Origin of the sequence: Tenacibaculum sp. Cn5-46 (genome assembly GCF_022347705.1) — a bacterium.
In the GTDB taxonomy this organism is placed as follows: Bacteria; Bacteroidota; Bacteroidia; order Flavobacteriales; family Flavobacteriaceae; genus Polaribacter; species Polaribacter aiptasiae.
This window is the reverse complement of sequence record NZ_JAKRGD010000008.1, coordinates 1-15,806: the sequence shown is the minus strand read 5'-3', so window position 1 is coordinate 15,806 and position 15,806 is coordinate 1. Positions and strand designations below refer to the sequence as shown.

The window sequence follows — 15,806 nt, the reverse complement described above, 5'->3', positions numbered from 1 at the left end:
AGATATGAAGAGCTTAAAAATAATTATCGCTTTAGTTGTAGTTGCAAGCTTAGCTTCTTGTAATAACAAACGTAAACCACAAGTACAATATATGCCAGATATGTATGTATCTGTAGCTTATGATGCAAATGGAGCTAATTCACCAGGAGGAATGGTTGATAGATTACCAGTTGCAGGTACTGTAAGTAGAAATGGTATAGTAGCTTATGATATTCCTGATACAAATGAAGGATATGAAAAAGCAAAAGCTGAATTAAAAAACCCTTTACCTACTAATGAGGTTAACTTAGAAAAAGGTAAAGAGTTATACGGAATTTACTGTGCCTCTTGTCATGGAACAAAAGGAGATGGAAACGGAGTTTTATCGCAAAGAGACAAATTCAATGGTATTCCAAATTATAAGGATAGAGATTTAACACCAGGAAACATTTACCATGTAATTATGTATGGTAAAAACTTAATGGGATCTCATGCATCACAGTTAAAGTACAAAGAGCGTTGGCAAATTGTACAATACGTAGAAAAATTAAGAAGCGAATTAAAATAAGTCTATAATAGATAGTTAAGATATGTACCAGTTTTCAGGAAAATTAAAAATGCTTGCTATTGCTCTTATGGTTTTAGGAGCCTTAGGTACTGCCGCTAGTTTTATGACGGCGCCTAAAACATTAGAAGAAGCAAAAGAAATTTTAGCAAAACAAGAGGCTCACCATGGAGGTGGTCACGGAGCAGCTGATTCACATGGTGAAGAAAAAGCTCACGCTAAAGAAGCTAAGACTGAAGCGCATGCTGAAGTTGAAAAACATTCAGAAGAAGCAGCTACTAAAGCACACGAAGCTGATAGTACTGCTACACATGCAAAAGAAACAACAGAAGAAGCTCACACAGCAGATAGTACAGCTGTAAACGCAGAAGATACTCACAAAAAAGAGGTAAAAGAAGCACATGCAGAAGTTACAGCATCTAAAGATGCGCATGCAACTAATGCACACGGTGAAGATCACGGAGATGCACATGCAGAGCACGCTTTTCACCAAATGCAAAACAGACCTTGGGCTGCTGTATTTGTAGCATTATTATTCTTCTTAGGAGTAACATTATTAGTATTAGCTTTCTATGCAATTCAAAGAGTAGCACAAGCAGGATGGTCTGTAGTGTTATTTAGAGTAATGGAAGCAATAACAGCAAACATGCACTATGTAAGTGCAATTATGTTATTGTTCTTAATTGCTACAGCAATGCACATCAACCACTTATTTCCATGGATGGGAGAAGGAGTTGTAGATCCTACAAGTCCAAACTATGATCCAATTATTGATGGAAAGAAATGGTATTTAAATACACCAGGATGGTTAATTAGAAGTATCTTCTACTTATTAGTATGGAATGCTTATCGTTTTATTATTAGAAAAGGATCTATCCAACAAGATAATGGTGATTTAAAATTACATAAGAGAAATTATAACATATCTGTAATCTTCTTATTTTTCTTTATGATTACAGAATCAATGATGGCTTGGGATTGGATTATGGGAATTGACCCACACTGGTTCTCAACATTATTCGGATGGTATGTGTTAGCTACTTTCTTAGTATCAGCTTTAACAGTAATTGCTTTTGTAACAATTTACTTACGTTCTAAAGGATATTTACCATTAGTTAACGATAGCCATATTCACGATTTAGCTAAATATATGTTTGGTTTCTCTGTATTCTGGACTTACTTATGGTTTGCACAGTTTATGTTAATTTGGTATGCAGATATGCCAGAGGAAACTACATATTACTTATTACGTTTTAACGAATACAAAGTACCATTCTTAGCAATGGTAGTAATGAACTTCATCTTCCCAGTATTATTATTAATCAATAGTGACTTTAAGAGTGTGCCTTGGTTTGTAACATTAGGAGGAGTAGTAATATTAGCAGGTCACTACTTAGATTTATTCGTAATGATTATGCCTGGTACTGTAGGAGCTCAATACGGATTTGGAGTTGGAGAAATTAGTGCAATCTTATTCTTCGTAGGATTGTTTATTTTCGCAACGTTCAATGCATTTGCAAAAGCAGATCCAGTAGCAAAAGGAAACCCATTCTTACATGAGAGTGAAACTTTCCATTACTATAATATCGAACACAGGGGAGAAGATAGTAATCATCATTAATAATTAGAATTAATAAACAAATAGTTTAGATAATATGCTCGCTTTATTTTATATTTTCATAGCAGTTGCAATAGGAGTAAGTTTTTGGCAAATTACTCGTATCATGAATTTCCGTTCTGTAATTGCTACAGATAAAGACAACGAAACACAAGGTAAATTAGCTTTAGGATTCTTAGCTTTCTTATATGCAATGATGATTTACTGTTTAATCGCAATGAATGTAATAATGTTACCAGAATCTGCTTCTATCGAAGGAGAACACGATGACAACTTATTCAATATTACATTTTGGTTAATTGGAATTGTTCAATTTGGAATGCAATTCTTAATCTTCTACTTCAGTTATAAGTATAGAGGAAACAAGGACAGAAAAGCATTATTTTATGCAGACAGCCACAAATTAGAGCTTTTATGGACTTCTATTCCAGCAGTAACAATTGTATTATTAATTGGATATGGATTATGGGCTTGGAACAACATTATGTATGTTGGAGACGATGAAAACCCAATTGAAATTGAAGTATACTCAAGACAATTCGACTGGCAAGCACGTTATGCAGGAGAAGATAATGAGTTAGGATTAGGAAATGTAAATTTCATTAAAGGAATTAACTCTATGGGAGTTGATATGTCAGATCCTAAATCACAAGATGATAAAAAAGTTACTGAATTAGTATTACCGAAAGGAAAGAAAATATTATTTAAATTCCGTTCACAAGATGTATTACACTCTGCGTACATGCCACACTTTAGAGCACAAATGAACTGTGTTCCAGGTATGATTACTCAGTTTGCATTTACACCTAAGTATACTACAGAAGAAATGCGTCAAAATTCTGAAGTAATAGCGAAAACTGAAGGGATTAACAAAATTAGAAGAGCTAAAGGTGAAGAGCCTTATGAATTCAACTACTTATTGTTATGTAACAAAATTTGTGGAGCATCTCACTACAACATGCAAATGAAAATTACTGTTGTTGAAGAAGCTGAATACAAGAAGTGGTTATCAGAGCAAAAAACATTAGCTCAAGTTATTAAATAAGATTTTTTCAAAAAAGTTATATAAAAGATAGATTATGTCAGATCATCATCACAAAGAAACATTTGTAACTAAATATATCTTCAGTACAGATCACAAAATGATCTCGAAGCAGTTCCTTGTTACAGGTATATTCATGGGTATCATTGGAGGTTTTATGTCTATGTTATTTCGTTTGCAAATTGCATGGCCAGATACTTCATTCTCAATAATTGAAGCATTTTTAGGAAACCATCAAACAGATGGTATTATGAACCCAGATATGTACTTAGCATTGGTAACAATACACGGTACAATAATGGTATTCTTTGTATTAACAGCAGGTTTAAGTGGTACCTTTTCAAACTTACTAATTCCATTACAAATTGGAGCACGTGATATGGCTTCTGGTTTCTTAAACATGGTTTCTTACTGGTTATTTTTCTTATCATCAGTAGTAATGGTTATATCATTGTTTGTTGAAGCAGGACCAGCATCTGCAGGTTGGACTATTTACCCTCCATTATCTGCATTACCACAAGCAATTCCAGGTTCAGGAGCAGGTATGACTTTATGGTTAGTGTCTATGGCAATATTCATTGCATCTTCATTAATTGGATCATTAAACTATATTGTTACTATATTAAACTTACGTACAAAAGGAATGAAGATGACAAGATTGCCATTAACAATGTGGGCATTCTTCATTACAGCAATTATTGGTGTTATTTCGTTCCCAGTATTATTATCTGCAGCTTTATTATTAATATTCGATAGAAGCTTTGGAACATCATTCTATTTATCGGATATCTTTATTTCAGGAGAAGTATTACATTACCAAGGAGGATCACCAGTATTATTTGAACACTTATTCTGGTTCTTAGGTCACCCAGAGGTATATATCATATTATTACCAGCATTAGGATTAACATCAGAAGTTATCTCTACAAACGCACGTAAGCCAATTTTCGGATACCGTGCAATGATTGGATCAATTATGGCAATTGCATTCTTATCTACAATTGTATGGGGTCACCACATGTTTATTTCAGGAATGAATCCATTCTTAGGATCGGTATTTACATTCACAACAGTATTAATTGCAATTCCATCAGCAGTAAAAGCATTTAACTATGTAACAACACTATGGAAAGGTAACTTACAAATGAATCCAGGTATGTTATTCTCTATCGGATTAGTATCTACATTTGTAACAGGAGGTTTAACTGGATTAGTATTAGGAGATTCTGCATTAGATATCAATGTACACGATACTTATTTCGTAGTAGCGCACTTCCACTTAGTAATGGGTGTATCTGCATTATTCGGAATGTTCGCAGGGGTGTACCACTGGTTCCCAAAAATGTATGGTAGAATGATGAACAAAACATTAGGATACTGGCACTTCTGGATTACTATAATCTCTGCATATGGAGTATTCTTCCCAATGCACTTTGTTGGATTAGCAGGTTTACCACGTCGTTATTATACAAACACAAACTTCCCAATGTTTGATGATTTAGCTGATATTAACGTATTTATGACGGTAATGGCTATCATTGGAGGTTTAGCACAGTTAATTTTCTTAGCTAACTTCTTTATCTCAATTTATAGAGGAAAAGTAGCATCACAAAACCCATGGAACTCTAATACATTAGAGTGGACTACACCAGTAGAACATATCCACGGAAACTGGCCTGGAGCTATTCCAGAAGTTCACAGATGGGCTTATGACTACAGTAAAACTGATGAAAACGGTGAATATGTACACGGACAAGATTTCGTATTACAAACTACACCATTACTAGACGGTGAAGAACCAACCTAGTAAATAGTCTATAAAAGCTTAAAAAGGCCTTCCAAATATTGGAAGGCCTTTTTTATGGGTAACATTTTAAAATTAAAGTAACATAGATGTAGAAATAGTTAAATAAAGAAGGGTAGAATCCTTTTTTAAAATATTAGAAAATTGAATTGCTAATTTTAAACTTACTACATTTATGAAACAATCAATAATAAGCATTTTTACAATGCTTTTATGTGCTTTTGTCAATGCACAAGAGTTGCCTAAAGTTGTACCACCCTCACCGGATGTTGCTTCTTTGGGAAAGTATGGAGAAATACCCATAGGATATCAGTATGGAACTCCCAATATAAATATTCCAATAGCTTCAGTAAAAAATAGATCATTAGAAGTTGATGTTTCTCTTTCTTATCGTTCCGAGGGAGTAAAAGTAACAGAGTCATCTTCCAATGTGGGGATGAATTGGACTTTAAACGCAGGAGGAGTTATTACACGTCAGGTTAGAGGAATTGTGGATGAATACAATTCGGATAGAAAAGGTTTTTTACATACAAAGGATGTAAACTTATTTACAACATTAGATTATATAGATTTATATAAAGGGAAAATTGATGCTGAATCAGATATTTTTTATTATAATTTTAATGGACAGTCAGGTAAGTTTGTTATTGATAAACAAGGAAATGCTATACCAATTCCATTTAGAAAAATAAAAATTAGTATACCAAGTTCAATTATACCTGGTAATCCAGACTATTGGGAAATTATCACAGAAGATGGAACAGCATACCGTTTTGGAGAAAATAGTAAAGTAGAAATTAATCATATAGAACCTACCTGTTCTAAACCAGCCACACCTTCATATACCACAGGTTGGATGTTAACAACGATGAAATCTTTTACAGGAGAAGAGGTAAATTATGAATATCAAGCCAATCAACAAGATTTCTACGCAGGAACTAGTGAAACAAAAAATATTATTCCAAGTGTTTCTGCTAATGAAATACATTTACCAGGATATACCTCATGCCCAAATATTGTTAGCTCACAAACACAAATTTTAACAAGGATTAGTTCAGATGTATTTGCTATAGATTTTTCATATTCAGCAAAGGAGGATATGCTATCAGGAGGAAAAAAATTAAGTTCTATAAAAGTATTAGATAAGACGGCTTCAAGTAATATCATAAAAGAGTTTGAACTTAAATATTTTTATACAGAAGACACTAATAGTATATGTTATGCAAATCTAAATTCAACATTCCATAATGCGCATAAAAAAAGATTGTATTTAGAAGAAGTCAATCAGAAAAAGGAAGCTGATAATATTTCATTATATAAGTTTGAATACAATACACCTGAGTTACTTCCATCAAGATGTTCAAAGTCACAAGATCATAGAGGGTTTTATAATGGAGAAAATAACAGTTCATTGATACCTAAACATTCATTATATGTTGGAGGCGGAAATAGAGAATCTTCTCAAAATAATAATATTCATAGTTATGGGGTTTTGAAATCCATTACTTATCCAACAAAAGGAAAAACAATTTTTGAATTTGAACCTAATTATAAATATGGCGAAATAGAGGAGCCTGCTACAAAAAATGTATTAGCTAGATATGGTTCGATATATCCAAGTAATTCTTCTCAAGAAAATACTTTTATATTAAACCAAGGAGAATATACAGGTTTTATAGAGTACCATGCATATTTAAAAATAGATTGTTCAGGTTTCAATCCAGAGGCTTCTGCCAAAATCGAAATTTATAAAAACAACACTTTATTTAAAGTAATTTCCGAAACAGATTCAGGAGATTACAACGTGTCAGGAGTGTTATCAGCATCTAATGATAATTATAAATTTGTAGCAAAGATTGAAGGTTTTCCAGAATCAAGCTGTAACTACCAAGCAAGAATTGATGTAAACTATAATAAAGTTAAGTTAGGTAATAAAAACCTTGGAGGATTAAGAATAAAATCGATAGAAAATTTTGATGGAAATTCGTTAACACAAAAAAGAGAATTTACATATCATAAATTTAATAACAATGATGAGCAGTCTATAATTTTACCTAATGGACCTTTACCTCATAGATATTATATAGATAAATATTTTTTTCCAACAAAAATTAATACAATTGGAGAAATGCTCAACTGTTTAACAGCTTATGGGTATACTCAAGCTACTTCTAATTCTTATAAAAATCTAAGCAATGGATCTTTTCTATACTATACTAATGTAACAGAAAAATTTAGTAACGGTTCATATAACGAATATGAATACGATTATCATCAAGACTACAAAACAACAACTACTTTAGGTAAAAGAACTTCATTTGATTTTAGAAGAGGTAGGTTAATTGCTAAAAGAAGTTTTAATGCAACGAAGAAGAAAGTTTTTGAAAGCATTACACGTTATAAATCTAACGATAATTATTTTTCTAATACGCCGTCTTTAAATAGTACTTCAATAGAAAACTTAGATTTTTATTCGAAAACTATATTTGCAGAAATTTCTACATGCCCAGGTTATTATGGAGAGTATATTCAAAATTATTTTGAATATGATAAGTTCAAGATTTTAGCTACTTGGGATTTTATAGACCAAAAAATAGAAACTAAGTACGATGTAAATGGTCTTAACCCAATAACAACTACAACCAATTATTTTTATGATAACCCAATTCATGGACAACAAACCAGAGTAGAGCTGACTAACAGTAAATCTGAAAATTTAAAAACAAAAACAAAATATGCTCATGATACGAATGATCTAACACTAATAGGTCAACATAGAATAGCTGAGCCTATAAACATTCAAACTTTTAAAGAAACAACAAAGTTAAGTGAACAAAATACAGTTTATAAAGATTATACTGGCTTGTATTTACCAAAGCTAACACAAACTGCAAAAGGAACAGGAACATTAGAAGACCGTATCACATACCATTCTTATGATGAAAAGGGAAACCCAACAGAGGTGAGTAAGAAAGACGGTACTCATATTGTTTATATCTGGGGATATGAAAAAACACAACCAATTGCTAAGATAGAAAATGCAACATTGTCTAATATTCCAAATGCAACAATTATAAGTATACAAAATGCTTCTAACCTAGATACAGATATAGCAAGTGAAAATGCTTTACGTACAGCTTTAAATAGTTTAAGAAATATTTCAACTTTATCTAAAGCCCAAATAACAACACTTACCTATAACCCAGTAATAGGTGTAACTAGTATTACAGATCCAAGAGGACAAACAATGTACTATGAGTATGATAATTTTAATCGATTAAAGTTTATCAAGGATAATGAAGGAAAATTATTAAAAGAAAATAAATACAACTATAAAAACTAATAAGCTATGAAAAGATTAGAAAAAAAATTATTACTACTCTTATTGTTATTAGGAATAGTAGTATATGGACAGTTATTACCTGGAGGAGGTTTAGGTCCAGGAGGAGGACCAGATCAAGGGTTTATTACATTAATTCCTATAAGTGGAAATACGAATGTAAATCTTAATAGTACTCATACCTATACATTAAATGCATTAGGAGGAAATCAACCCAATGCAGGAACATGGACAGTACAAGGAGCAACGATATTGAGTCAAACAGCTACTACAGCTACTATACGTTGGACAAGTTCGGGAAATAAAGAAATACAGTATAATGGAACTTTAGGAACCCAAACTTTTATGGGAGCTAGTTATGTAACGGTACAACAAGCATTACCAGCAAAGCCTAATAATCCAGTAGTGAGTCAAAATAATTGTGGAAATACAGTATTGTCCAGAGGAACACCACCAAGTGGAGTAACTTGGTATTGGCAAGGAACCAATAGTAATGGAACAAGTACCTCTAATTCAAACAGTACTTATACAGCATCAACTTCGGGATATTATTATTTGCGTGCACGCAGTAGTAATGGTTTATGGAGTTCTAGTTCATCATTAATTTATGTAAGTATTTATACAATTCCATCGGTACCGCCAACAGCATCAGTTTCAAATAACTGTGGAAGTTCAGTATTAACCAAAGGGAGTCAACCAAGTGGAGTTACTTTTTACTGGCAATCAAGTGCAAGTGGGACATCAACGAGTAATTCAGCAAATAGTATTACAAGAACCAGTGGTTCGGTATATTATTTAAGAGCACGAAATAATAGTACGGGATGCTGGAGTTCAGCCAGAACAGTAAGTTATAGTGTAAAAACAATTCCTTCAGTACCATCGGCATCAGTTTCAAATAACTGCGGAAGTTCAGTATTAACCAAAGGAAGTCAGCCAAGTGGAGTTACATTTTACTGGCAATCAAGTGCAAGTGGAACATCAACGAGTAATTCAGCAACTAGTATTACAAGGACTAGTGGTTCGGTATATTATTTAAGAGCACGTAATAATAGTACGGGATGCTGGAGTTCAGCCAGAACAGTAAGTTATAGTGTAAAAACAATTCCTTCAGTACCATCGGCATCAGTTTCAAATAACTGTGGAAGTTCAGTATTAACCAAAGGAAGTCAGCCAAGTGGAGTTACATTTTACTGGCAATCAAGTGCAAGTGGAACATCAACGAGTAATTCAGCAAATAGTATTACAAGAACTAGTGGATCTGTATATTATTTAAGAGCACGTAATAATAGTACAGGATGTTGGAGTTCATCCAGAACAGTAAGTTATAGTATCAATACAGTTCCTTCAGTACCATCGGCATCAGTTTCAAATAACTGTGGAAGCTCCGTATTAACCAAAGGAAGTCAGCCAAGTGGAGTTACATTTTACTGGCAGTCAAATGCAAGTGGAACATCAACGAGTAATTCATCAACTAGTATTACAAGAACTAGTGGTTCAGTGTATTATTTAAGAGCACGTAATAATAGTACAGGATGTTGGAGTTCATCTAGAACAGTAAGTTATAGTATCAATACAGTTCCTTCTGTACCATCGGCATCAGTTTCAAATAACTGTGGAAGTTCTGTATTAACCAAAGGAAGTCAGCCGAGTGGAGTTACTTTTTATTGGCAGTCAAATGCAAGTGGAACATCAACGAGTAATTCAGCAACTAGTATTACAAGGACTAGTGGTTCGGTATATTACTTAAGAGCACGCAATAATAGTACAGGATGTTGGAGTTCATCTAGAACAGTAAGTTATACTATCAAAACAATTCCTTCAGTACCATCGGCATCTGTTTCAAATAACTGTGGAAGTTCAGTATTAACAAAGGGAAGTCAACCTAATGGAATTACTTTTTATTGGCAATCAAGTGCAGGTGGAACATCAACGAGTAATTCATCAAGTAGTATTACAAGAACTAGTGGTTCGGTATATTACTTAAGAGCACGCAATAATAGTACAGGATGTTGGAGTTCATCTAGAACAGTAAGTTATAGTATTAATACAGTTCCTTCAGTACCATCGGCATCAGTTTCAAATAACTGTGGAAGTTCAGTATTAACCAAAGGAAGTCAACCGAGTGGTGTTACTTTTTATTGGCAATCAAGTACAAATGGAACATCAACGAGTAATTCATCAAGTAGTATTACAAGAACTAGTGGTTCGGTATATTATTTAAGAGCACGAAATAATAGTAGTGGATGTTGGAGTTCAGCCAAAACAGTGAGCTATACAATTCAACAGTCATCAACGTGGTATGCAGATACGGATGGGGATGGATATGGAAATCCATCAAGTACAATTAACGCTTGTACAAAACCATCAGGTTATGTATCGAATTCAAGCGATTATAACGATACTACGGTAAATATAACCAACATAGCACCGCAAACATTTTATTTAGATGCAGATAACGATGGTTTTGGAGACCCAAACAATAGTGTTTATTACAGTGTAAAGCCGGTAGGTTATGTAACCAATAACACCGATGAGTGTCCAGATGTACCAGGAAACAATAATGGATGTAGTTATACACCTGTAGTTTTTAGTGATGAGAACTATGTGTTTACTAGAACTTATAGAAAAGCAATGACGAGCCCGTCAGAAATTACTAATGGAAATGATGTGGTAGAGAGCATAGCTTATTTTGATGGATTAGGAAGAGGAAAGCAAAATATAGGAATCCGTCAAGGAACTAGTGGAAAAGATATTGTTACTTATATGGAATATGATGGACTAGGACGTCAAACCAAAGAATATTTACCATATGCAGCAACTACACAGAATGGATTGATGAAGACTGGAGATGTGGCAACAGCAACTAAGAGTTATTATCAAACAAATTATAGTGATGATTTTACAGGAGTATCTTTACCGAATGTAAATGCTTATTCAGAAAAAGAATTAGAAGATTCACCGTTAAATAGGGTATTAAAACAAGCAGCACCAGGAAAAGACTGGAAGTTGGGTAATGGACATGAAATAAAATTCAGTGACCAAACCAATGAAGCAGGAAAAATAAAGATTTTTGGAGTAAGTACTACGTTTGCAAACAATACTTATACACCAATTTTAACAGGAGGAGTAGCATTTTACCCAGCAGGAGTTTTATATAAAATAATTACTAAGGATGAAAATTGGACTTCAGGTTTAGATCATACTACAGAGGAGTTTAAGAACAAACAAGGTCAGGTAATTTTAAAACGTACTTATAATAATAGTCAAAAACACGATACCTATTATATATATGACGATTATGGAAACCTAAGTTATGTATTACCTCCTAAAATAGATGCTACAGAAGCAGCAAGTACTTTAGCTGTAATACAAGGAAAGTTAAACGATTTAGGGTATCAATATAAATATGACCATAGAAACCGTTTGGTAGAAAAGAGAATACCAGGAAAGGATTGGGAGTATATTGTATATGATAAGTTAGACAGACCAGTACTTACTCAGGATGCAAATTTACGAGCAGAGAATAAATGGTTATTTACTAAATATGATGCCTTAGGAAGAGTAATTTATACAGGTATTTTTAACTCACCAAGTACAAGACTTGCTTTACAAAACACATTTAACGTACATACATCTGTACATAAATATGAAGAAAAGGAAACTAGTTCAGGAAGTTTAGGAATCTATTATTCAAACAATGACTTTCCTAATACTAATATTGAATTACTAACCATCAATTATTACGATAATTATGTATTTGATAGATCAGGAGCAGCACTTACAGTTACTAACTTTTATGGAAAGGCATCAACGAGTAATGCAAAATCATTACCTACTGGAAGTAAAGTACGCGTATTAGGAACAAATAACTGGATAACTACAGTAACCTATTATGATGAGAAGGCACGTCCGATATATGTGTATTCAAAGAATGATGAGTTACAAACTACAGATATTGTAGAGAGTAAGTTAGATGACTTTACAGGAAGAGTCTTAGAAACAAAGACAACACATAAAAAGACAGGAAAAGCAGATGTTGTAACGGTGGATAGCTTTGAATATGATTATTTGGATAGGTTGATAAGTCAAACCCAAAAGATAAACAATGAAGTATCTAATAGAATTGTAAAAAACAATTACGATGAGTTAGGACAATTAACCTCTAAGGTAGTAGGAAATGGAGTAGTAAAAGGCTACAAAGATGTAACTTCAGGAATTTCTATTAGTGGTGATGTAATTACAAAAACAGGAGTAGCAAATTGGACAGAAGGATTAGCTACCCAAGGAAGTTTTACAGGAGATGGATATGTAGAATTTATAGCTCCAACTGAAGGTTCACATTACATGGTAGGATTGTCAAATACTAATATAAACGCACATTATGGAAGTATTAATTATGCAATTTATATCCATTCATCAATAGTTAAAGTTTACGAGAGTCAAGTAAACAAAGGAGAGAAGACTACATTTGATGCAGGAGATATTTTTAGAGTAGAGCGTATAGGAAATGAAATCCATTATAAAAAGAATGGAGAAACATTTTATATTTCGCAGGCTCCATCATCAGGGGTTTTATTAGGAGATATTTCAATATATCATACAGGAGCACAAATCAAAGACCTAAAAGTTGTAGACAATAACAAAGGGCTACAAACAGTTGATTACAAATACAACGTACGCGGATGGTTAAAAAACATTAACCAAGATGCAAATAATGACAACGATTTATTTAACTTTAGCCTAAAGTATAACGATATAACTGATGTCAACAAACGTTTGTATAACGGAAACATAAGTGAGACCAATTGGAATAGCTTAAGTGTAAACAATACATCAAATACAGTAAGTAATAAATATGTGTATACATACGATGCTCTAAATAGAATAACAAGAGCCGATGATAATACAGGTAGGTATGATGTATATGGAATAGTTTATGATAAAAACGGAAATATTATCAATTTAAGAAGAGACGGACATACCAATGTAGGAGCAACTAGCTTTGGAGTAATGGATAACTTAGTATATAGTTACGATAATGGAAACAAGCTAACCAAAGTATTAGACAATGGTAATGATATCTACGGATTTAAAGATGGAGCCAATACCACAACAGAGTATACCTACGACGCCAATGGTAATATGAAAACGGATGCCAATAAAGGCATCACGAATATAGTTTACAACCATTTAAATTTACCAACACAGGTAACCATAGGAGGTCAAAACATTACTTACACCTACGATGCAGCAGGAATGAAGTTAAAGAAGGTGGTAAATGGTACCACTACTGAGTACGCAGGAAACTATATGTATGAGAATAATGTTTTACAATTCTTTAACCACCCAGAGGGCTATGTAAAGGTAGAGAATGTCACATCGAGCGCAGTCGAGATGTCATATGTATACCAATACAAAGATCACTTAGGAAATGTTCGTTTATCATATACAGATAGTAACAACGATGGTGTGATTACTCCAAGTACAGAAATTATTGAAGAATCGAATTACTATCCATTTGGTTTAAAACATAAAGGATATAATGGAAATGTATCTTCTTTAGGTAATAGTGTTGCGCAGAAGTGGGGATATAATGGAAAAGAACTAAATGAAGAGTTAGGAATCCAATGGCATGACTTTGGAGCTAGAAATTACGATGCTGCTTTAGGTAGGTGGATGAATTTAGATCCGTTGGCAGAGAAAATGAGGCGTCATAGTCCATATAACTATGCGTTTGATAATCCTGTTTATTTCATTGACCCTGATGGAAGAATGCCTAACCCATGGAAAAAATTTATATCTTCGGCATCTAAGAGAGTTGGCAGCTATATACGAAGAAAAGTTCATCAAGTTGTAAGTAGGGTGACTAGTAATATTAAAAGAGTTTCTAAAAAAGTAGCATCTAAAACAAGGTTAGAATTTAAAGCTGAATATAAACAAACTGATAAGTTTGGTATAAAAGCAGATATTAAAGGAGTTGGAGGAGCTGGTATAGCACAAACAAATTCAGAAAAATCAAGTAGTTTAATATTATCAACTACACTTGATTTGAAGAAAGTAAATGCTGAAGTGAAAAACGAGAGGAATAAAGATAAATCACTATCTACATCTTATCAAGTTGGAGGTAATGGATTTAATTCAAAGGTTACAAAAAAAGAAGATGGTTCAAAATCTTATGAAGCACAATTAACAACTACAACAGATATACCTGGAATTCAAACAGAAACTACTGTTGTGTCAACAATGGATTCAAAAGGAGAAAATAGTACTGAAATATCCTCCGGATTAGCTGCTGGAGCAGAGATGCCTTTTGTAGATAAACTAACAAAAGATGGTCTTCCAGATATTTCAAAAGGTGTTCCTCATATTGGAGTAACTTTAAGCTTAAAGTTAATATATAAAACAAAAGAAAATGAATAAATTTTTTTTAAAAGAGTATCATATGAGTAAAATATTAATTATAACCATAATGGGAATAGGTTTTCAATTCTATTTTGAAAGAAGTATCTATCAAGTTATTATGGGGATGATTTCTATTTTAGCTTTTTCAACATTTATTTGCTTTTTGTATTCACAATTTATGAAACTCAATCAAAAAACTATTTCATTTAAAGATAATTGGTGGAAATTTTATTTAGCATTAACCATTATACCTATGCTAAATTATTGTTTTAACGGTTAAAGAAATATAAATTTAATATTTAGTTTCCCCGCTCCCGCTAGTTTATAACTAGTGGCGTGCAAGAGTAGATAATTTATTTTATATAGCATTAAAACTACCTTAATATATATTAGGGTAGTTTTTTACTTTGAGGATAATAATATGTAGAAAAGTATAACTAATAAGTAGAATAGAAGCAGGTAGTACTTTCTATTTTAACCCGATAGCGCGGATATAGATATAGGTACACAAACGTGATAGCGCGGAAATGTTTTCCGTGCCGAGTATGAGTAAGTAAATAGAAATTAAATTTTAAAAATAAATAAAGCCACAGCAGAAATGTTGTGGTTTTGTTGTTTTACCCCCGCTCCCGCTAGTTTGCAACTAGTGGCGTGCAAGAGTGAGTGATTCGTTAATAGATATTACTAAAACTACCTTAATATATTAGGGTAGTTTTTTATTCGAGTTATACTAATATATAATAAAGTATAACTAATAAGTAGACTAGGAGTGGGTAGTACTTTTTATTTTACAATAGGAAAGAACTTCAGTTAGTAATATAAGAGCATCTAATTGTAGATAATAAGTTTGATAAATCATACGAAACTTAGTTAAACCAATACCTAACCTAAAAAACTTTAGGGTGTAACTTATTGATAGATAGGTGATGTAAAAAATAATTCAAAAAAAGATTAAAAAAGATAGTTGTTATGTTAAAAAAGGGTTCTATATTTGCACCCGCTAACGAAAAAACGACAAGTTATAAAGTTAGTAAAAGTTCATTAAAATAGGCGGTA

7 protein-coding genes are annotated in these 15,806 nt (G+C 32.8%); all 7 read left to right on the top strand.

Going from position 1 to position 15,806, the window contains the following annotated elements; translation table 11 throughout:
* Positions 1-4 precede the first annotated feature (4 nt).
* The 7 genes from MHN29_RS15670 (at position 5) to MHN29_RS15640 (ending at position 15,030) form a co-directional block, all read left to right on the top strand.
* Positions 5-547, top strand: a complete 543-nt coding sequence (locus MHN29_RS15670; protein WP_175578715.1) for a cytochrome c — start codon at positions 5-7, stop codon at positions 545-547.
* A 22-nt stretch (positions 548-569) separates the two neighbouring features.
* A complete protein-coding gene (locus tag MHN29_RS15665; RefSeq protein ID WP_235275476.1) occupies positions 570-2,165 on the top strand; it encodes a cell envelope integrity protein TolA in 1,596 nt (531 codons plus the stop codon).
* Positions 2,166-2,199: 34 nt separating this feature from the next.
* Positions 2,200-3,207: a cytochrome c oxidase subunit II gene (locus MHN29_RS15660; RefSeq protein WP_150900169.1), complete on the top strand. Its 1,008-nt coding sequence runs from the start codon at positions 2,200-2,202 to the stop codon at positions 3,205-3,207.
* Between the two features lie 34 nt (positions 3,208-3,241).
* A complete protein-coding gene (locus MHN29_RS15655; RefSeq protein WP_150900168.1) occupies positions 3,242-5,011 on the top strand; it encodes a cbb3-type cytochrome c oxidase subunit I in 1,770 nt (589 codons plus the stop codon).
* A 172-nt stretch (positions 5,012-5,183) separates the two neighbouring features.
* Positions 5,184-8,351: a SpvB/TcaC N-terminal domain-containing protein gene (locus tag MHN29_RS15650; protein WP_235275475.1), complete on the top strand. Its 3,168-nt coding sequence runs from the start codon at positions 5,184-5,186 to the stop codon at positions 8,349-8,351.
* A gap of 6 nt (positions 8,352-8,357) precedes the next feature.
* Complete coding sequence (locus MHN29_RS15645) at positions 8,358-14,768, top strand: DUF6443 domain-containing protein (protein ID WP_235275474.1); 6,411 nt, start codon at positions 8,358-8,360, stop codon at positions 14,766-14,768.
* A complete protein-coding gene (locus MHN29_RS15640; protein ID WP_235275473.1) occupies positions 14,761-15,030 on the top strand; it encodes a hypothetical protein in 270 nt (89 codons plus the stop codon). The genes MHN29_RS15645 and MHN29_RS15640 overlap by 8 nt, the downstream gene beginning before the upstream one ends.
* The last annotated feature ends 776 nt before the right edge of the window (positions 15,031-15,806 follow it).

Coding starts and splice junctions, on each gene's coding strand:
- MHN29_RS15660 (WP_150900169.1), top strand. CDS start 2,200: ATGCTCGCTTTATTTTATATTTTCATAGCAGTTGCAATAGGAGTAAGT.
- MHN29_RS15645 (WP_235275474.1), top strand. CDS start 8,358: ATGAAAAGATTAGAAAAAAAATTATTACTACTCTTATTGTTATTAGGA.
- MHN29_RS15655 (WP_150900168.1), top strand. CDS start 3,242: ATGTCAGATCATCATCACAAAGAAACATTTGTAACTAAATATATCTTC.
- MHN29_RS15670 (WP_175578715.1), top strand. CDS start 5: ATGAAGAGCTTAAAAATAATTATCGCTTTAGTTGTAGTTGCAAGCTTA.
- MHN29_RS15665 (WP_235275476.1), top strand. CDS start 570: ATGTACCAGTTTTCAGGAAAATTAAAAATGCTTGCTATTGCTCTTATG.
- MHN29_RS15640 (WP_235275473.1), top strand. CDS start 14,761: ATGAATAAATTTTTTTTAAAAGAGTATCATATGAGTAAAATATTAATT.
- MHN29_RS15650 (WP_235275475.1), top strand. CDS start 5,184: ATGAAACAATCAATAATAAGCATTTTTACAATGCTTTTATGTGCTTTT.